The 16,367-nt window shown below is 56.4% G+C and carries 19 protein-coding genes; 8 read left to right on the forward strand and 11 right to left on the reverse strand.

Going from position 1 to position 16,367, the window contains the following annotated elements; translation table 11 throughout:
- Nucleotides 1–421 (reverse strand): hypothetical protein (locus tag CIK87_RS14580; protein ID WP_216822763.1); only part of this gene is annotated, 421 nt, incomplete at its 3' end.
- Nucleotides 422–840: 419 nt separating this feature from the next.
- Here CIK87_RS14580 and CIK87_RS12755 point away from each other — a divergent pair.
- The 5 genes from CIK87_RS12755 (at nt 841) to CIK87_RS12775 (ending at nt 3,752) form a co-directional block, all read left to right on the forward strand.
- The gene (locus CIK87_RS12755; protein WP_173823505.1) at nt 841–1,668 is read left to right on the forward strand and encodes a MotA/TolQ/ExbB proton channel family protein; all 828 of its coding nucleotides are present in this window, start codon (nt 841–843) and stop codon (nt 1,666–1,668) included.
- The gene (locus CIK87_RS12760) at nt 1,665–2,159 is read left to right on the forward strand and encodes a hypothetical protein (RefSeq protein ID WP_022311183.1); all 495 of its coding nucleotides are present in this window, start codon (nt 1,665–1,667) and stop codon (nt 2,157–2,159) included. The genes CIK87_RS12755 and CIK87_RS12760 overlap by 4 nt, the downstream gene beginning before the upstream one ends.
- A gap of 9 nt (nt 2,160–2,168) precedes the next feature.
- On the forward strand, nt 2,169–2,690 hold the full coding sequence (locus tag CIK87_RS12765) for a biopolymer transporter ExbD (protein ID WP_094387482.1): 522 nt from the start codon (nt 2,169–2,171) through the stop codon (nt 2,688–2,690).
- Nucleotides 2,687–3,139: a biopolymer transporter ExbD gene (locus CIK87_RS12770; protein ID WP_094387483.1), complete on the forward strand. Its 453-nt coding sequence runs from the start codon at nt 2,687–2,689 to the stop codon at nt 3,137–3,139. Before CIK87_RS12765 ends, CIK87_RS12770 begins: the two co-directional genes overlap by 4 nt.
- Before the next feature lie 85 nt (nt 3,140–3,224).
- On the forward strand, nt 3,225–3,752 hold the full coding sequence (locus CIK87_RS12775) for an Lrp/AsnC family transcriptional regulator (RefSeq protein ID WP_094387484.1): 528 nt from the start codon (nt 3,225–3,227) through the stop codon (nt 3,750–3,752).
- 180 nt (nt 3,753–3,932) lie between these two features.
- Here the strand turns inward: CIK87_RS12775 and CIK87_RS12780 are convergent, their stop codons facing one another.
- On the reverse strand, nt 3,933–4,481 hold the full coding sequence (locus tag CIK87_RS12780; RefSeq protein ID WP_022311179.1) for a DUF3332 domain-containing protein: 549 nt from the start codon (nt 4,479–4,481) through the stop codon (nt 3,933–3,935).
- 208 nt (nt 4,482–4,689) lie between these two features.
- On the opposite strand from CIK87_RS12780, the gene CIK87_RS12785 reads away from it, so the two are divergent.
- Nucleotides 4,690–5,325, forward strand: coding sequence for a deoxynucleoside kinase (locus CIK87_RS12785; protein WP_094387485.1), 636 nt, complete (start codon nt 4,690–4,692; stop codon nt 5,323–5,325).
- Nucleotides 5,326–5,340: 15 nt separating this feature from the next.
- Nucleotides 5,341–5,967 carry a deoxynucleoside kinase gene (locus CIK87_RS12790; RefSeq protein ID WP_094387486.1) on the forward strand — a complete coding sequence of 209 codons (627 nt, stop codon included), beginning with the start codon at nt 5,341–5,343 and terminating at the stop codon, nt 5,965–5,967.
- On the opposite strand, the gene CIK87_RS12795 is transcribed toward CIK87_RS12790, so the two are convergent.
- From CIK87_RS12795 to CIK87_RS12830, 8 genes are read right to left on the reverse strand one after another with little or no spacing between them, the layout of a single operon-like run.
- Complete coding sequence (locus tag CIK87_RS12795; RefSeq protein ID WP_094387511.1) at nt 5,937–7,055, reverse strand: DegT/DnrJ/EryC1/StrS aminotransferase family protein; 1,119 nt, start codon at nt 7,053–7,055, stop codon at nt 5,937–5,939. The genes CIK87_RS12790 and CIK87_RS12795 overlap by 31 nt on opposite strands.
- Nucleotides 7,052–8,026, reverse strand: a complete 975-nt coding sequence (locus CIK87_RS12800; RefSeq protein ID WP_254046027.1) for a GNAT family N-acetyltransferase — start codon at nt 8,024–8,026, stop codon at nt 7,052–7,054. Before CIK87_RS12800 ends, CIK87_RS12795 begins: the two co-directional genes overlap by 4 nt.
- A complete protein-coding gene (locus tag CIK87_RS12805) occupies nt 7,992–8,387 on the reverse strand; it encodes an FdtA/QdtA family cupin domain-containing protein (protein ID WP_094387487.1) in 396 nt (131 codons plus the stop codon). Before CIK87_RS12805 ends, CIK87_RS12800 begins: the two co-directional genes overlap by 35 nt.
- Nucleotide 8,388: 1 nt before the next feature.
- Nucleotides 8,389–9,570 carry a formate-dependent phosphoribosylglycinamide formyltransferase gene (gene purT / locus CIK87_RS12810; protein ID WP_094387512.1) on the reverse strand — a complete coding sequence of 394 codons (1,182 nt, stop codon included), beginning with the start codon at nt 9,568–9,570 and terminating at the stop codon, nt 8,389–8,391.
- A gap of 24 nt (nt 9,571–9,594) precedes the next feature.
- Complete coding sequence (rfbB, locus tag CIK87_RS12815; RefSeq protein WP_094387488.1) at nt 9,595–10,746, reverse strand: dTDP-glucose 4,6-dehydratase; 1,152 nt, start codon at nt 10,744–10,746, stop codon at nt 9,595–9,597.
- A 22-nt stretch (nt 10,747–10,768) separates the two neighbouring features.
- A complete protein-coding gene (locus CIK87_RS12820) occupies nt 10,769–11,278 on the reverse strand; it encodes a metallophosphoesterase (protein WP_094387489.1) in 510 nt (169 codons plus the stop codon).
- Nucleotides 11,271–11,915, reverse strand: coding sequence for an AAA family ATPase (locus CIK87_RS12825; RefSeq protein ID WP_094387490.1), 645 nt, complete (start codon nt 11,913–11,915; stop codon nt 11,271–11,273). The genes CIK87_RS12820 and CIK87_RS12825 overlap by 8 nt, the downstream gene beginning before the upstream one ends.
- Complete coding sequence (locus CIK87_RS12830; protein WP_094387491.1) at nt 11,905–13,281, reverse strand: MATE family efflux transporter; 1,377 nt, start codon at nt 13,279–13,281, stop codon at nt 11,905–11,907. Before CIK87_RS12830 ends, CIK87_RS12825 begins: the two co-directional genes overlap by 11 nt.
- A gap of 192 nt (nt 13,282–13,473) precedes the next feature.
- On the opposite strand from CIK87_RS12830, the gene CIK87_RS12835 reads away from it, so the two are divergent.
- Nucleotides 13,474–15,312, forward strand: a complete 1,839-nt coding sequence (locus CIK87_RS12835; RefSeq protein ID WP_094387492.1) for a glycosyl hydrolase 115 family protein — start codon at nt 13,474–13,476, stop codon at nt 15,310–15,312.
- A 139-nt stretch (nt 15,313–15,451) separates the two neighbouring features.
- Here CIK87_RS12835 and trmB read toward each other — a convergent pair whose 3' ends face one another.
- A complete protein-coding gene (gene trmB, locus CIK87_RS12840) occupies nt 15,452–16,213 on the reverse strand; it encodes a tRNA (guanosine(46)-N7)-methyltransferase TrmB (RefSeq protein ID WP_094387493.1) in 762 nt (253 codons plus the stop codon).
- Nucleotides 16,214–16,367 lie beyond the last annotated feature (154 nt).

A 16,367-nucleotide genomic window follows, 5' to 3' on the forward strand; every position in this document is an offset into this window, starting at 1 on the left:
CACGCTCTCGGCCATTCGCCGCCACCCTCATCCGCGCCTGCCTGTCGGCAGGCTGAAAAGCCGCAAAAACAAAAAGTCCGCCTTTGGCGGTAAAAAAAGTCCGGCAGTCGCCGGTACAAAAACAGCTATAAGCGGGGAGCCCGTAAGCAGCAGCAACTCTGTAGGAGTTGCGTTTCCCCAGCCCAGGGTTGCGGGCGAAGACCGCTACCCTGGGTAGCTGCCCCACTAACATGGCAACTCTGTAGGAGTTGCGATTAGCCGCAGGCGTTATCCGCAGCAGGATAATGGGCTGAAATGTGTAGGGAAATACCATCAAACTGATAATAACGCCTACGGCTAAACACAACACTTTACCTTTCCGCGTCGCACTGCGCTGCGCCGGTGACCTTTGGTTCAGCGTTGTTATCCCTTTGTGTATCATGACCCAGGGTAGAGGCGCTTCGCACCTCTACCCTGGGCTATGTAATCGCACCTCCTACAGAGTTGCCATGGGTGCGTGCCATCCACAATAGACTACATGTGTCGCTGGCATAAATCTGACTACTGGACATCTGGTCTATGCTCACGACAAACGGCATCGCAACCATCCCCAACCTAACTTCGAGGCGTGAAATGGTGAAAGCGTGGTTTGATATGATTGTGGCGCGGCCTGCAATCAGTAATTCGCAGTTGGAAATGAAGATAGAGGGCTGCTGCGCTACCTTTGCCTCGTGCCCCCGCAACGCGTGGACAGTCTGGCGGCGAAATAAAAAAACGGGCGCGTTTACAAAGATTATACAAAAAATCTTGGTCTGTCGTGGCAAAACCGCTACTTTTGCACCTTATTAATATATATATATGATGAAGACAATGACAAAGATACTGGGGCTCTGCATGGCCCTGATGCTCATGATGACTGTGCCCACGACGGCGCAGACCGCCGATAGCCTTGCTGCCGCCGATGTGACAGCAGCCGATACCACCCTCGCCGCCACCGACTCGCTGACAGCCGGCGCCGACGACCTGCAGGCCATTGCCGACGACGAGGCACCCAGCTTCCACCAGATGCTCAAGACCAAGTTTATCGAGGGCAATGCCGGGTTTATGTCGCTCGTCGCCCTCGCCCTGGTGCTGGGCCTGGCGTTCTGCATCGAGCGCATCATCTACCTCGGACTCTCCGAGGTGGACGCCAAGCGACTCATGACCGACATCAAGGACAAGGTGGAAGGCGGCGACATCGATGGCGCCCGTGAACTCTGCACCACCACCCGTGGCCCCGTGGCAGCCCTCTGCGCCCAGGGACTCTCGCGCATGGCAGAGCCTATGGACAATATCGAGCGCACACTCGTGGCTTATGGCAGCGTGCAGGCCGCCAAGCTCGAGCGCGGCTGCTCGTGGATAGTGCTGTTTATCGCCATGGCACCCTCGCTGGGATTTCTCGGCACCGTCATCGGCATGGTGATGGCGTTTGACCAAATCCAGGCCGCCGGCGACATCAGTCCCGCCATCGTGGCATCGGGTATGCGCGTGGCCCTCATCACCACTATCTTCGGTATCATTGTGGCGTTGGTGCTGCAGGTGTTCTACAACCTTATCCTCTCCAAGATAGACCATCTCACCTGCCAGATGGAGGAGAGCGTCATCTCTCTGCTCGACATCATAGCCCGACACAAAGGAGGTCAAGCATGAAGACCGGAAGCAAACCTACCGAAGCCCTCTCACGCCTGGCGCTCTATGCAGTGATAGGTCTGGCTGTGGTGGTCTATGCCCTCTTTATGCTCATCGGCTATGACCTGCCGCTGGCTACCGACCCCACCTTCAGCGCGCCGCTGCTCACCCCGCTGCTCATCGCCTTTGTAGAGCTGACGATGGTGGCTGCCGTCGTCGCCGCCCTGTGGCTGATGGTAGTGCGCCGTCGTGGCGTGAAGTCGCAGCCTCTGACCAACGGCATCCCTGCACGCCGCATCGTGATGGCGGTGGCTCTCGGCACGGTGGCTCTGCTGGCGATAGGCTTTGCCCTGGGCAGCAGCGCCCCCATCATGGCAAACGGTGCCCGCTTTGCCGACGGACTGTGGCTGAGAGTCGCCGATATGTTCATCTACGCCGGCACGGCGCTCATCGTGGCTGCCGTGGTCGCCGTGGCAGTAGTCAAGAGCAGGAGAGTCAAAGAAAAAAGATAGAAAACCATCATGTTTGCCCGTCGTCACCGCCGCTCGTTCGGCCTCAATACCACCTCGACAGCCGACATCTCGTTTGTGCTGCTCATCTTCTTTCTGGTCACCACGTCGATGGACCAGAACAAGGGCCTGGTGCGCCAGCTGCCGCCTATGGAGCCTGCCGAGCAGACCCCGACAGAGGTGGACCGCCGCGACGTGCTCACCTTCGCGCTGGCTGCCAATGGCACGGTGACGGTAGATGGCAAGCCTGTGGCCGACAAGGATGTCGCAGCGTGCGTGGAGCAGCACGTGACGAGCCGGGGGCTGCGCCATATCATCGCCATCGACATAGACCCCGATGCCGAGTATCAGTCTTATTTCCAGCTGCAGAACAGCATCGTCGAAGCCTACCGCCAGCTGCGCGACGCCGAAGCCCGCCGACGCTATGGGCGCCCCATGAAGGGCTGCACCGCCGCCGAGCGCGACCAGGTGAGACAGGCTTGTCCGCAGCGCATCGTCGAAAACTATATGGAGAAAGGAGGTAGTCGCCCATGAGCATCATCCGTCGCCGCCGCCGTGAAGTGCCCGAGCTGAACACCTCGTCTCTGCCCGACCTGATATTCACCGTGCTCTTCTTCTTTATGATAGTGACCCACATGCAGACCAATGCCGTGCGTGTGCGCTATGATGTGCCCCAGGGCACCCACCTCTCCCGCCAGCAGAGTCGCCAGTGTGTGACCTATATCTACGTGGGAACACCCATAGAGCGGCCTGGCGCCCAACCCCAGATACAGTTGGGCGACAGGATGGTCGATGCCAGTCAGCTGTCGGCCCTCGTGGCTGCCGAGCGCAGCCGCATGACGCCCGCCGAACAGCAGCGCCATCTGGTCGTCATCAGAGCCGACCGCCATATCCCTATGAGTCTGCTGCGCCAGGTCAAGGACGCTCTTCGCAGCGCCCATGCTACGAGAGTTATCTATACTGCCAATGACAAAAAACGTTAACGCTGTTATTTTGTAACTTTTTTGCGTGGAAACAGAGTAAATTGCGGTAAAAATTAGTACCTTTGCAAGTAAAATATAACTTGCTATGGCATATCGTAATTTAGACTTACTGGACAAGAAGATCCTGAACTTGGTGGCCGATAACGCACGCATGCCTTTTCTTGAGGTCGCTCGTATCTGTAATGTGAGTGGCGCTGCCATCCATCAGCGCATTGCAAAGATGACAAAGATGGGCTTAATCAAGGGCTCCAAGTACGTAATCGACCCCGAAAAACTGGGTTATGAGACCTGTGCTTATGTGGGCCTTTACCTGAAGGACCCCGCCACCTTTGATGATGTGGTAGAGAAGTTGAGAATGATACCCGAGGTGACCGAGTGTCACTACACCACGGGTGGCTATGACATGTTTATCAAGCTCTATGCCCGTACCAACCATGACCTGCTCAACATCATCCATGACCGTCTGCAGCCGCTGGGCCTGTCGCGTAGCGAGACCATTGTCTCCTTCAATGCGGTGATAGACCGTCAGCTGCCCGTGCCCGAGGACATCATCGAAGATGACGAAGACGATGCAGACTTCGACGATGTCGATGTCGCCGACACCACCGATTAAATCCTTCACCGCCGAAGGGTAACCCCGTATGGACGGCAGTGCCTCCATATCCGAATGTCCCACTCTCCATGACAGAGAGTGGGACATTTGTTTAGGCTCTATGTGCCTGAAACCAAAAGGAGCAGCCTCTGCCAGTGGCGGTGGGCTGCTCCAGATGGTCTGTATGTAGAGGGTGTGACTCTATCTCACGGCAAAATACATGCCCTCGTTGGCATCCATGCGTGCTTGGTAAACTCCGGCTTCGTCGAGGGTGTAGGTGCGAGGCTCGCCGTTGACGGTGGCCATGATGGTGCCGTCGTCGTTGAAGCGGAAGATTTCCTTCACGTCACCGTTCTGCTCCATGGTCCATGAGTTGTTCTTCTTGTTGTATTTCAGATTGGTCACCTCGCCTGTAGGTGCCTTGATTTCATATCCGTCCTTGAGGGTGGTCACGGCATAGTAGCGTCCGTCCTGACCCATGATGGTGCGTGTCTTTCCGATGTCGGCGATGGGGTTGCTGCCACTCCAGAACTCAATGGTATTGAACAGCAGCGCGTCGCCCAAGAGGCATACCGAGCCCACAAAGGGAGTGATGATGAAGCCCACGATGGCGTTGACATACTTGTTGCTGGTCATCTGCGTTTCCCACTTGGCAAACTTGTTGAAGAGGGTGAACGAGCCGATACACGAACTCATGGTGAGGCTGCCCAGAAGCAACCATGCTACGACGGTGACATTGATTTTCTTCATATCTATAAGGTTTAATGGTGAATAATGTACTCTGTTACGATTACAAAGATAAATATAATATCCCGATTGATAGACTGTTTTTAATTTTTTTCTATTCCGCTACCTTTTTTTATATATAAATGGTTATCTTTGCACCGCGTTTGCGCCAATAGAGATGGCGCCGGGCAGTACAGATTTATCAATAACCACGATAAAAACCTACACTAACGTGCATATAGCGATAGCAGGCAATATAGGTAGCGGCAAGACGACGCTTACCACAATGTTGGCAAAACATTATGGATGGATACCACGCTTCGAGCCGGTGGATATCAATCCTTACCTTGAGGACTATTATAAGGACATAGCCCGATGGTCGTTCTGTCTTGAAGTGTATTTCCTCAAACAGCGTTTCCGCGACCTGTTGGAGATACGCAAGAGCGACAGAACCGTCGTGCAAGACCGCTCCATCTATGAGGGCGTCTATGTATTTACCGCCAACAACCGGGATATGGGCAACCTCTCAGACAGGGACTATGAGACCTACATGGAACTGTTTGAGATTATGACCGACGTGGCCCAGCTGCCCGACCTGATGATTTATCTGCGCGCCTCGGTGCCTCATCTGGTGAAGAATATCCAAAAGCGTGGCCGTGCCTATGAGCAGACGATGCAGCTGGAGTATCTCAAGAACCTCAACCAGCGTTACGAGGACTTTATCTTCAACAAGTATAAGGGTAAGGTGCTGGTGGTAGAGGCCGACGACAACGACTTCCAGCACGACCCCGACAAGTTTGCCCGCATCATCGAGCGCGTGGACAGTGCGCTGGAACTGGGTACACTTCCTTTCAAAGACAACGAATAAAAACTCTATACAACTATGCATATAGCAATAGCCGGAAACATAGGCAGCGGTAAGACCACGCTTACCAAGAAGCTCGCCAAGCGATATGGGTGGATTCCCCATTTCGAGCCCGTCGACAACAATCCCTATCTGGCCGATTACTACGCCGATATGGACCGCTGGTCGTTCAACCTTCAGATCTATTTCCTCAACAAGCGTTTCCGCGACGTGGTGGAGATAGCCAAGAGCCAGGACACCATCATCCAGGACCGCACCATCTTTGAAGACGCGCGCATCTTTGCGCCCAACCTCCACGATATGGGGATGATGAGCGACCGCGACTTTGACAACTACACCGACCTCTTCGACCTGATGATGTCGCTTGTCAAGTTGCCCGACCTGATGATCTACATCCGCTCGTCCATACCTACCCTGGTGTCGCATATCCAGAAGCGCGGGCGCGACTTCGAGCGCTCCATCCGCATCGACTATCTCGAGGGTCTCAACAAGAGATACGAGAAATGGATTGCCGGTTATAAGGGCAAGCTCATGATTGTGGATGGTGACACTCTGCAGTTTGAGAACAGCGTGGAAGACTTCAAGACCATCACCGACAATATCGACGCCGAACTCTACGGTCTGTTCCCGTTTGATGGCGAGTAGTCGCTGACAGCCTCGGCTACCTGCCGGCACTCCTCGTCTGAGAGATAGGGTGCCAGCGGCAGACTCAGTTCCTGGGCATGTATCTGCTCGGTGATGGGCAGTGAGAGATGGCTCCACGCAAGATAACAGCGTTGGCGGTGTGGAGCGATGGGGTAGTGGATAAGCGTCTGGATACCCCGTTGGAGGAGGTGCCGCGCCAACGCATCACGGTCATTGCAGCGTATGGGGAATATATGCCATACGCTGTCATTGTTTCTATCCGCAGGGAGAGCGACAAGCGGGTTGTGGATATGGTCCAGATAATAGCGGGCTATATCTTTGCGACGCTGGTTGTCACGGTCCAGATAGCGGAGCTTCACGCGGAGCACCGCCGCCTGTATCTCGTCGATACGGCTGTTGCGTCCGCAGTAATCAAATACATATTTCTTATGGCTGCCATAATTGGCAATGGCTCTGACGGTCTCTGCCAGACGGTCGTCATCGGTGGTCACGGCTCCGGCATCGCCCAGGGCGCCCAGGTTCTTGCCTGGATAGAACGAGTGTCCGGCTGCGTCGCCCAGGGCACCGGTGTGCGCGTCGCCGAAGCGGCATCCGTGGGCTTGGGCGTTGTCTTCTATCAGCAGCAACCCGTGTCGGCGGCATATTGCGGCTATCTGCGGGGAGTAGGCACATCGGCCATAGAGGTGCACGATGAGCACTGCGCGGGTGCGGGGAGTGATGGCCTGCTCTATCAGGTTGGCGTCGATGTTGTAGGTGGTTATGTCGGGTTCTACCAGGATAGGCTTGAGCCGGTTTTCGGTCACGGCGAGTATCGAGGCGATATAGGTGTTGGCAGGCACGATTACCTCGTCGCCTTCGGCCAGTCGCCCCAGCTCGATATAGGCGCGCAGTATCAGCGTGAGCGCATCCAGCCCGTTGCCGCAGCCTATGCAGTGGCGCGTGCCGATATATCGGGCATAGTCGTGCTCAAACTCCCGTGTGGCATCGCCCTGCAGATAGCGTCCGCCATTGACCACACCGGTCACCGCCTGCGTGATTTCGTCGGCATGCATCGCCGTCATCCGTTTCAGGTTCAAGTATTCTATCATAACTCCCATTCATAAGTGTCGTAGACCACACCCCGGCCGCCATAGCCCTCCTTGTGGGCGATGAGTCCGGCGTTGATGACGCTGCCTTGCTCCTCGGTAGAACTGCCGAAGTCGAGGTAGGGCCAGTCCTTGTAGTCCTGGTACATGACCTGCTCGTAGATAGCCTCCATGGCTCCATACTCCTTGCCCTCGTCGTTGGTTCCGCTGTACTGGCCGTGCACCACCTGTTGCGAGATGTAGAAGGTGATGCCGCCGATGATGTGTCCCTCGCGGTAGGCGCTATACTGGATGATGTTGTCGGGAAACCGGCTCTGCAGCAGGAGCATCTCGTCGAGCGTATGCACAGGTTTGGCGTCAAAGCGCTTGTGCAGGTTGTCGGTGAGGATGGGCCAGAACTCGGCTATGGACGCATTGGCCCTCACGGTCACGCCGTTCTCGTGGGCTTTTCGCAACCGCCGCAGATGGTCTTTGCGCCAGCGCAGATGCTGGGGCATGCTGATGGCGGTGCCGATGTTGCGGAGAGCGAGCCGGGCATGACATTGCCAGAAGATGGCATAGAGGTCTTCCTCGGAGGGATGAACATGATAAATCCAGGGGATGGGGCGGTAGAGCACACGGGTAAAGCCCTCGTGGCGCAGATAGTCGTTGAGGCAGGCGAAGAGCTGGCAGGTGTCGCTTATGGTGACATGGATGTCCATAATGAGTCCGCCATAAGTGAGGCCATAATGAGAGATAAGCGTGGTGTCGCGACGGTGGGCGGGGAGCAGGGCGTAGAGCCTGCCTTGGCGATAGAACATCAGCGACCAGTCATCAAAGCGGTCGGCGTGATACTCCATATAGTTGCGCTCAAAGAGGAAGGTGGCGTTGCGTGCACGGCGCACGTAACCGTCCCAGCTCTTGCGGTCGTCGGCGGTATATCTTCTTATCTCAAACATCTCATCGTCTGCTCTGCAGGTATTCTTCGTAGTCATAGATATAATCGGCCTCGTCGTAGGGGTCTTCGGCAAGCACCAGACATACGGCTCCCGACGAGAAATCGTCGAGAGTGCGCCAGATGCCGGTATCTACCAGTAGCCCCTGGTAAGGACGGTTGAGCTGATAGGTCTCGCGCTCGGTGCCATTGTCCAGGCTTACGCTGAACGCGCCGCTCACAGCGATGATGAACTCACGGCAGTGGCGGTGGGCATGACCTCCACGATGGCTGCCGGCAGGGATGTCGTAGGTCCAGTAGACTCGGCTTACCTCGAAGGGGATATCCTTCATCTGCTCGGCCACGGAGAGGTTGCCCCGAGGGTCGGCTATCTTGCTCAGGCTGATTATCTTTCCTATCATCTTACTTTTTCATATAAGGGTCGGTGCCCAGCACGGTCTTGGCCACACGCTTGGCTTTCTCGCGCAGGCGGTCGATGTCGTCGCCCACCTCTCCATAGCAGAGGGCGACACCCATACGGCGGCCTACGTGGGCTTCGGGCTTGCAGAAGATACGCAGACGGGTGCGGTCTTCCTCCATAGCCTCGTCGAAGTGGTAGTCGAGCGGTTGGCAAGACTCCGTCGGCGAGAGTATCACGGCCGAACAGCCGGCGTGTTCGAGGTGGATGGCGGGGATATTCCAACCCATAAAGGCACGCAGATGCAGTTCAAACTCGCTCAGATTGGTGGTGTGGGCGAGGGTGACCATGCCGGTGTCGTGGGGACGGGGCGACAGCTCAGAGAAGATTACCTCGCCTTGCTTGGTCAGGAAGAACTCCACGCCCCAGAGGCCATAGCCTGTCAGCGCGCGTGTCACCTCGGCAGCCATGTGCTGTGCCTGCTCCAGTGCCTGTGGCGCTATCTGGTAGGGTTGCCAACTCTCGCGGTAGTCGCCGCCCTTCTGCACGTGTCCGATGGGCGGGCAGAAGAGCGTCTTGCCGTTTTTCTGAGTGACGGTGAGCAGGGTAAACTCGCTGTCGAAGTCGATAAACTCTTCGATGATTACCTCGCGCACGTCGCCACGGCTTCCCTCCATCGCTTCGGTAAACGCCTGCTGCAGTTCGTCGTCATTGTGCACGTAGCTCTGGCCGTGCCCCGACGAGCTCATCAACGGCTTGACCACGCAGGGGAACCCTATGGCGTCGGCAGCGCTCTTGAACTCTTCAAAGGTCTTGGCGTAGAAGTATTTGGCGGTGCGCAGACCCAGCTCTCTTGATGCCAAGTCGCGTATGGCGCGTCGGTTCATCGTGTAGTTTACTGCCTTGGCGCTGGGAACCACCTGTATGCCCTGCGCCTCGAAGTCGAAGAGTCGCTCGGTGCGTATGGCTTCTATTTCGGGCACGATGATGTCGGGGTTGTGGCGCGCCACGGCGGCAGCGAGGGCATCGCCGTCGAGCATGCTGAATATCTCTCTCTCGTCGGCCACCTGCATGGCGGGAGCGTTGTCGTATCTGTCACACGCCACCACGTAGAGACCGGCTCTCTTGGCAGCTATTACCAATTCTTTGCCCAACTCGCCCGAGCCGAGCAGCATTATTTTTTTCATTGTCATATATATAATAAGGTGGAATTATCCACGGTTGCCATACATTTGTTCGTAGTATTTCTGATAGTCTCCCGATGTGACGTCTTTAATCCAGTCCTGGTTCTCGAGGTTCCAGCGGATGGTCTTGACGATGCCGTCGGCAAAGCGGGTTTCTGGGTACCATCCCAGTTCATTCTTGATTTTGGTGGGGTCGATGGCGTAGCGCTGGTCGTGGCCCAGTCGGTCAGCCACGTGGGTAATGAGGCTGTCGTTAATCCAGTCTATGCTTATCTCGCCGTCGTCGCCGATTACCTGCTTGCGCAGCACCTTGCGCAGCTGCTTGTCTTCGGCCATCATGTCATGGATGGTGCTGATGATGAGTTTCACGATGTCGATGTTGCGCATCTCGTTGTGACCGCCCACATTGTATATCTCGCCCTCACGACCCTGACGCACCACCAGGTCTATCGCCTTGCAGTGGTCTTCCACGTAGAGCCAGTCGCGCACGTTGAGGCCCTCGCCATAGACGGGCAGCGGCTTGCCTTCGAGGATGTTGTTGATGATGAGGGGTATCAGCTTCTCGGGGAAGTGATAGGGGCCGTAGTTGTTGGAACAGCGGGTGATTGACACGGGCATGTGGTAGGTGTCGCGGTAAGCCATCACAAAGAGGTCGGCCGAGGTCTTGGACGCCGAGTAGGGACTGTGGGGGCAGAGTGGGGTCTCCTCGGTGAAGTAGCCTTCTGCGCCCAGCGAGCCATACACCTCGTCGGTGGCAACCTGATGGAAGCGCTTGCCCGGCTTCCATGCCGGATAACCCTGGCTGTCGCGTCCGGTGACCCACGCACGGCGGGCGGCGTCGAGCAGGTTCTGCGTGCCCAGGATGTTCACACTCAGGAAGAGCTGCGGGTCTTCGATAGAGCGGTCCACATGGCTCTCGGCGGCAAAGTTTACCACATAGTCTATATCGTATTCGCTGAAGAGTCTGTCGGCGAGCTCCCGGTCGCGTATGTCGCCCTTGACAAAGAAGCAACGACGGTTGTCGATGTCGTCTTTGATGGTGCCGAGGTTGCCGGCATAGGTGAGGGCATCGAGCACCACCACGCGTATGTCGTCGTTGGCATACTTCTTATAGAGTAGATACTTGATGAAATTGGCGCCGATGAACCCGGCGGCTCCCGTGACAAGGTAAGTCTTCATATCGGTATGTTTTTTAGTTGGTTTATCGTTGTTTTCTATCATTGAGGGTTATCACTTCGCAGTCGCTCATCTTGTCGCCGTCGATAGTGAGCCTTACCAGCGTGCGGTCTACGTGCCAGCCCTGCATACCGGCTGCTCCGGGATTGATGTGGAGCATCCCCAACGTGCGGTCATACTGCACTTTGAGGATATGGGAGTGTCCGGCTACGAAGAGTTTGGGAGGCATAGCCACGAGCGAACTGAAGACCGAGCGGTCATAGTGGCCCGGATAGCCGCCGATATGCTTGATGAGCACGTCCACATCTTCACACTTGAACCGCAGCCTCTCGGGATAGCGCCGACGCAGGTCGCCGCCGTCGCAGTTGCCGCAGACGGCGCGGAAGACGGGGCGCATGGCCTCAAACTGGTCTGCCAGCTCGGTGGTGCCTATGTCGCCGGCGTGCCATATCTCGTCGCAGTCGCCGAGATAGGTCTCGTACTTGTCGTCCCAGCATCCGTGGGTATCGCTGATGATGCCTATCCGCTTACTCATGGCTCTTGTCGTTTGCCTGTCCCATCACCTGTCTTGCGTAGTCGGCTATCAGCTTGGTGGCAGCCTCGTGGCCCAACCGTCCTGCGTTGATGCAGAGGTCGTAGCTCTCACAGTGTCCCCACTGCTTGCCCGTGTAGTAGTTGTAGTACGACGCCCGTCGGCTTTCGCCCTCGCTGATATACTTGCGGGCTTCGTCGTCGCTGATGTTGCGGCGGCGGGCTATCTCGGCAATGCGGGTGTCGAGGTCGGCACTTACAAACACGTTGACCACATTGTCCATATCGCGCAGCACATAGTCGGCGGTGCGGCCCACGAACACGCAACTGCCCTCCGAGGCAGCCTTGCGTATGGCGTCACACTGGAAGAGGTACAGGTTCTCCTGGTTGAAGCCGGTGTTGTAGTAGCTGTTGCGCGTGAAGAGAGGGAAGTGAAACTGCAGTGCAGTCTTGAAGAACCCCTTCTTCTCGTCGTTCTCTTCAAAGAACTCTTCGCAGAAGCCGCTTTCGCGTGCTGCCAGGTTGAGTATCTCCTTGTCGTAGAGGCGTGCGCCGAACTCCTCGGCGAGCATCTTGGCGATGGCGCTTCCACCACTGCCTATCTGCCGACCTATGGTGATGATGATGTTGTTATTGTCCATGATTGTTAGTGGCTACGGGGTTGCTATTCTTTAGTTTGCTGATATATATCTTCATGATGACAAAGGTGGCGATAGTTGCCATGAAGTCAGAGACGGGCATGGCATACCACACTCCGCCGATGCCCCAGAACAGGGGCAGCACGCCGATGAGCGGCAACAGGAAGAGCATCTGTCGCGACAGCGAGAGGAAGATGCTTATCTTCACCATGCCGATACACTGGAAGAGGTTGGTCGTCACTATCTGGTAGCCCACAAAGGGGAACACCAGCATCATGATGCGTATGGCGCGTGCCGACATGTCGATAAGCGTGGGGTCGGTGGTAAACATGCGGGCACAGAGATGGGGCACAAACATGGCTATCAGCCATCCCACCACCATGATTGCCGTAGCCGCCATTACCGATAGGTGGTATACTCGCACCAGACGGTCTATCTGTCGGCTGCCGTAGTTATATCCTGCTATGGGTTGCATGCCCTGGTTGAGGCCTATGATAAACATAACGAAGATGAAGGCTATGCTGTTGGCTATGCCGTAGGCACCCACACTCAGGTCGCCACCGTAGCGCACCAGCTGGTTGTTGAGGAATATCACCACCACGCAGGCGCAGCTCTGCATGAGGAAGGGCGAGATGCCTATAGCGATGATATTCTTTACCAGATTGGCTTTGAGTCTGTATATGCCACGCTCCAGGTGGAGCAGCTCGTTCTTGTTGGCAAAGATGCGCATCTGGTAGCACAGCGCTATCGTCTGCGAGATTACCGTGGCCCACGCCGCACCGCGTATGCCCCAACCGAAGACCCAGATGAAGAGCGCGTCGAGCAGTATGTTCATCACCACCGTGAAGATGGTGGCGTTCATAGCCTGTCGTGGCTTGCTTGCCGACCGCAGCACGGCGTTCATACCCAGATACATGTGGGTCACGGCATTGCCCACGAGTATTATCTGCATATAGTCGCGGGCGTAGGGGATAGTGGCCTCGCTGGCGCCGAAGAAGTAGAGTATGGGGTCGAGGAATATAAGACACAGGGCACCAAGTCCGATACCCACCAGCAGGTTGAGCGTAATGGTATTGCCCAGCAGGTTCTCGGCGACACCATAGTCGCGCTGCCCCAATTTCACGGAGATAGAGGTCGAGGCTCCCACGCCGATGGCGGCACCGAAGGCTCCCGAGAGGTTCATGAAGGGCAGCGTGATGGCCAGTCCCGATATGGCGAGCGGACCTACTACCTGTCCCAAGAACACGCGGTCGGCGATATTGTAGAGCGACGAGGCGGTCATGGCAATGATAGCTGGCAAGGCAAACTGCCACAGCAGCCGCCCTACTGGCTTCGTTCCCAATTCTAACGTAGCTTTCTTATTATCCATCTTTTATATATATATGTTTGCAAAGGTAGTGCAAACCTAAGAGAATACAAAATAAACTTGTTTATTTTTATTCTTGAGGTGCCGCCTACCTTCACGGCGGGAGCAGTAAAGGTAGTGCAAGTCGAAGACAATGCAAAGAAAAACCTCAAGTTTGTTTTGTATTTCGCCCAGCTTATACTACCTTTGTATTCAATGAAAAGGAATATACTTACCATCTTATTATGCTGCTTCGTGCTTGCCTCGTGGGCCAAGGACGTGGTCTGGTACAGCGGGCGAGGCAGCGTGGAATATAGTTTTGTGGGCAAGCGAACGGGCGTAGTCGATATGGCGCTCAATATGTTTGCCGAAGATATGCGCGCCGTCACCGGCCATCGCGCTGAGCATCGCGCGGGGGCTGTGATAGAGATTTTCGAGCTCGACAAGATGCGCGACAAGGACTTCCGGAGGCTCCAGCGACGCCAGGTGCCTATCGACCGTATCATCGCCAAAGACGATGCCTTTGCCATCTGTGTCGAGGGCGGACATATCGTGGTGCTGGGCAGCAATGCCAACGGCACCGCCTATGGCATCCTTGAACTCTCGCGCCTTGCGGGTGTCTCGCCGTGGGCGTGGTGGGGCGATGTCACTCCCCTGCGCCGCCACTATCTCGCTCTTGCTTCCGACTACCTCACTATCCAGTGGCCCTCGGTGGCGCGGCGTGGATTCATCGCCCAGGGCCATGGCCTCGACAGTCACCGCCTCCACCAGCTTCTCTTGCGACTCCGTGGCAATCTCCTGCGCCATGCCGACTGCGACGGTCGGGGCGCCAAGTGTATGGAGATTGGTGAGCGCTGGCTCCCCTCTACCCAGCCCGGCCGCATTTATGCTGAGATGAAGACCGCTTACGACCAGGGTGCCCGCCACGAATGGGTAGCCCGGATTGACAATCCACGCACCGTGGCTTACCAGCTCTCGCTCTTCATGGATATGGCATGGAACATCACCTATGTCAATGCCACCAATATCCCCTCCCACTTTCACGCGTGGCTTACCGAGCAGTTTGGCGAGCAGGCTGCCGACCGCCTGTTGCCCGTGCTCACCGAGTATTACCATCTCGTGGGCATACGCCGACCCGAGCAGATGAATGTCGAGTTCATGGCCGATGCCTTTGGCAACGAGCTCGAGCGCTATCTCGCCAACTACGAGGCTCTCGTCAAGGCTCTCACCCCCATTGCCGCCCTTGTGCCCCAAGAGCGCAGCGAGGCGTTCTTCGCCTGGGTCGACTATCCCGTCAGGGCAGCATTGCTCATGGCGGTCAAGCAGTTGCAGGCCCAGGAGGCGCGCCATATAGGCCGTCCCAGTTCGTTCGTCCGCGACGATGAGGCGCTGTCCTCTGCCGTGCGTAGCTGGAAAGCCTACCAGCAGCTGCTGGCGCTCAACCGCAAGTTTGCCGGCATGCTCGACGGCAAGTGGGAGCATACCCTCTCTCTTGCCCACATGCCCCTGATGGCAGAGCCTAAGTTCCCCGGCCCGCTGTCTCACGACGCCATCAAGCGCTTTGCCCAGCAGGGCCCCGAGCCGTTCAATCTCGATGTCGGCAATACCATAACCCGCAACGCCTGCCATTTCCGCCGCGCCACCCAGGGGGTACAGACGGTCTCTATGCTTGGCCACAGCATGAAGGCGGTGATGGTGCCGCCCGGTGGCAGCCTGTCCTACTCCTTCTTCTCCGAACTCAGAGGCAAGGCTGTCGTGCGGGTGGCTGCCATAGCCATGCCCGACTATCTGGGCCACGACATACGGCTGGCGGTGCGTGTCGACGATGGCGAGGCACAGATGGTGAGCGTGCGCCCCGATATCCATTCGCCTCAGTGGCAGACCGCCGAACAGCGCGGACAAGTCATTGTCAACGTCGATGTCAACCTCACCCGCAACAGCCACGATATTGAGATACGCGCGCTCGACACGCCGGTATTTATCGACCAGCTGATGGTCGACTACGACCCCGTGCGCGAGTTCTACATCTTCCCTGTGACCGCCGAGCAGCTGTAGACCCCATCCCCCTATATCGACACCAGCCCACAGATGAACTTCCATCTGTGGGCTGGTGTCTTATATACATAATAAGGTGTAGTCGCCGTTCGCCCCATCCGCTTGGCGGGGCTGGCATCTTGTGCCGTTGTCGTCGTGCTTACTTTGCTGTCTCCTTGGGGCTGCGCTTCTCGCGGTGGTAGCTGCGATACTCGTCCATGGGTATCTCCACATCGGGTTCGGAGAGCTCGCCCTCGCGCGGCAGACCCAGACAGATATACTTGATGTCTATGCCACGCTCCATCCACATCGACTCATAGTAGGTCTGTATGCTCAGCAACCGCTCGTCCATACCCGGGGTGTGGTAGAGGTCGGCGGTAGCCACATGGATGGGCAGCTGGTTGTGCTCAGCCATACAGCGGGTGTAGGTATAGAGGAAGTTGGAGTCGGTCTTGACATGCACCAGTCCGCCATCCTCCATGAAGCGGCGGTAGCGGGTCATGAATGTGGTCGAGGTAAGGCGCTTGCGCACGTGCTTCATCTGAGGGTCCGAGAAGGTGAGCCATATCTGCTGCACCTCGTCCTTGTCGAAGAAGCGGTCTATTATCTCGATATTGGTGCGCAGGAAAGCCACGTTCTTCAGCCCTTCGTCCAGAGCCTGCTTGGCTCCCGTCCACATGCGCGCGCCCTTGATGTCCACGCCTATGAAGTTGATGTCGGGATATTTGCGGGCCAGCCCTACGGCATATTCACCGCGTCCGCAGCCCAGTTCGAGCACTATCGGGTTGGAGTTGTTGAAGTACATGTCGCGCCAATGCCCCTTCATCTCAAAAGGCACGTTGTCTATGACCGAGAAAGGATATTGAAACACGTTCTCAAACGCTTCCATATCCGCAAATTTGGCTAATTTACCTTTGCCCATATCTTGTTTTTGATGCAAAATTACACAATTTGTGTCAAATAATCAGACGACTGCCTCATAAATCATACCCTCTACGGCATAAAAGTATGCCGATACCTGCCGTCGGCGCTCAGATTGACAGCCATTGCCTTGGTTATGTTTCTGCTTTTCATTA

Origin of the sequence: Prevotella sp. P5-64 (genome assembly GCF_002251285.1) — a bacterium.
In the GTDB taxonomy this organism is placed as follows: Bacteria; Bacteroidota; Bacteroidia; order Bacteroidales; family Bacteroidaceae; genus Prevotella.

Excerpts from the sequence above, each read along its gene's own strand:
- CIK87_RS12830 (WP_094387491.1), bottom strand. The coding sequence starts at position 13,281 with ATGGATAATAAGAAAGCTACGTTAGAATTGGGAACGAAGCCAGTAGGG.
- CIK87_RS12835 (WP_094387492.1), top strand. The coding sequence starts at position 13,474 with ATGAAAAGGAATATACTTACCATCTTATTATGCTGCTTCGTGCTTGCC.
- CIK87_RS12820 (WP_094387489.1), bottom strand. The coding sequence starts at position 11,278 with ATGAGTAAGCGGATAGGCATCATCAGCGATACCCACGGATGCTGGGAC.
- CIK87_RS12770 (WP_094387483.1), top strand. The coding sequence starts at position 2,687 with ATGAGCATCATCCGTCGCCGCCGCCGTGAAGTGCCCGAGCTGAACACC.
- CIK87_RS12775 (WP_094387484.1), top strand. The coding sequence starts at position 3,225 with ATGGCATATCGTAATTTAGACTTACTGGACAAGAAGATCCTGAACTTG.
- rfbB (WP_094387488.1), bottom strand. The coding sequence starts at position 10,746 with ATGAAGACTTACCTTGTCACGGGAGCCGCCGGGTTCATCGGCGCCAAT.
- CIK87_RS12805 (WP_094387487.1), bottom strand. The coding sequence starts at position 8,387 with ATGATAGGAAAGATAATCAGCCTGAGCAAGATAGCCGACCCTCGGGGC.
- CIK87_RS12760 (WP_022311183.1), top strand. The coding sequence starts at position 1,665 with ATGAAGACCGGAAGCAAACCTACCGAAGCCCTCTCACGCCTGGCGCTC.
- CIK87_RS12795 (WP_094387511.1), bottom strand. The coding sequence starts at position 7,055 with ATGATAGAATACTTGAACCTGAAACGGATGACGGCGATGCATGCCGAC.
- CIK87_RS12765 (WP_094387482.1), top strand. The coding sequence starts at position 2,169 with ATGTTTGCCCGTCGTCACCGCCGCTCGTTCGGCCTCAATACCACCTCG.
- trmB (WP_094387493.1), bottom strand. The coding sequence starts at position 16,213 with ATGGGCAAAGGTAAATTAGCCAAATTTGCGGATATGGAAGCGTTTGAG.
- CIK87_RS12825 (WP_094387490.1), bottom strand. The coding sequence starts at position 11,915 with ATGGACAATAACAACATCATCATCACCATAGGTCGGCAGATAGGCAGT.
- CIK87_RS12800 (WP_254046027.1), bottom strand. The coding sequence starts at position 8,026 with ATGACTACGAAGAATACCTGCAGAGCAGACGATGAGATGTTTGAGATA.
- CIK87_RS12790 (WP_094387486.1), top strand. The coding sequence starts at position 5,341 with ATGCATATAGCAATAGCCGGAAACATAGGCAGCGGTAAGACCACGCTT.
- CIK87_RS12780 (WP_022311179.1), bottom strand. The coding sequence starts at position 4,481 with ATGAAGAAAATCAATGTCACCGTCGTAGCATGGTTGCTTCTGGGCAGC.
- purT (WP_094387512.1), bottom strand. The coding sequence starts at position 9,570 with ATGAAAAAAATAATGCTGCTCGGCTCGGGCGAGTTGGGCAAAGAATTG.
- CIK87_RS12755 (WP_173823505.1), top strand. The coding sequence starts at position 841 with ATGAAGACAATGACAAAGATACTGGGGCTCTGCATGGCCCTGATGCTC.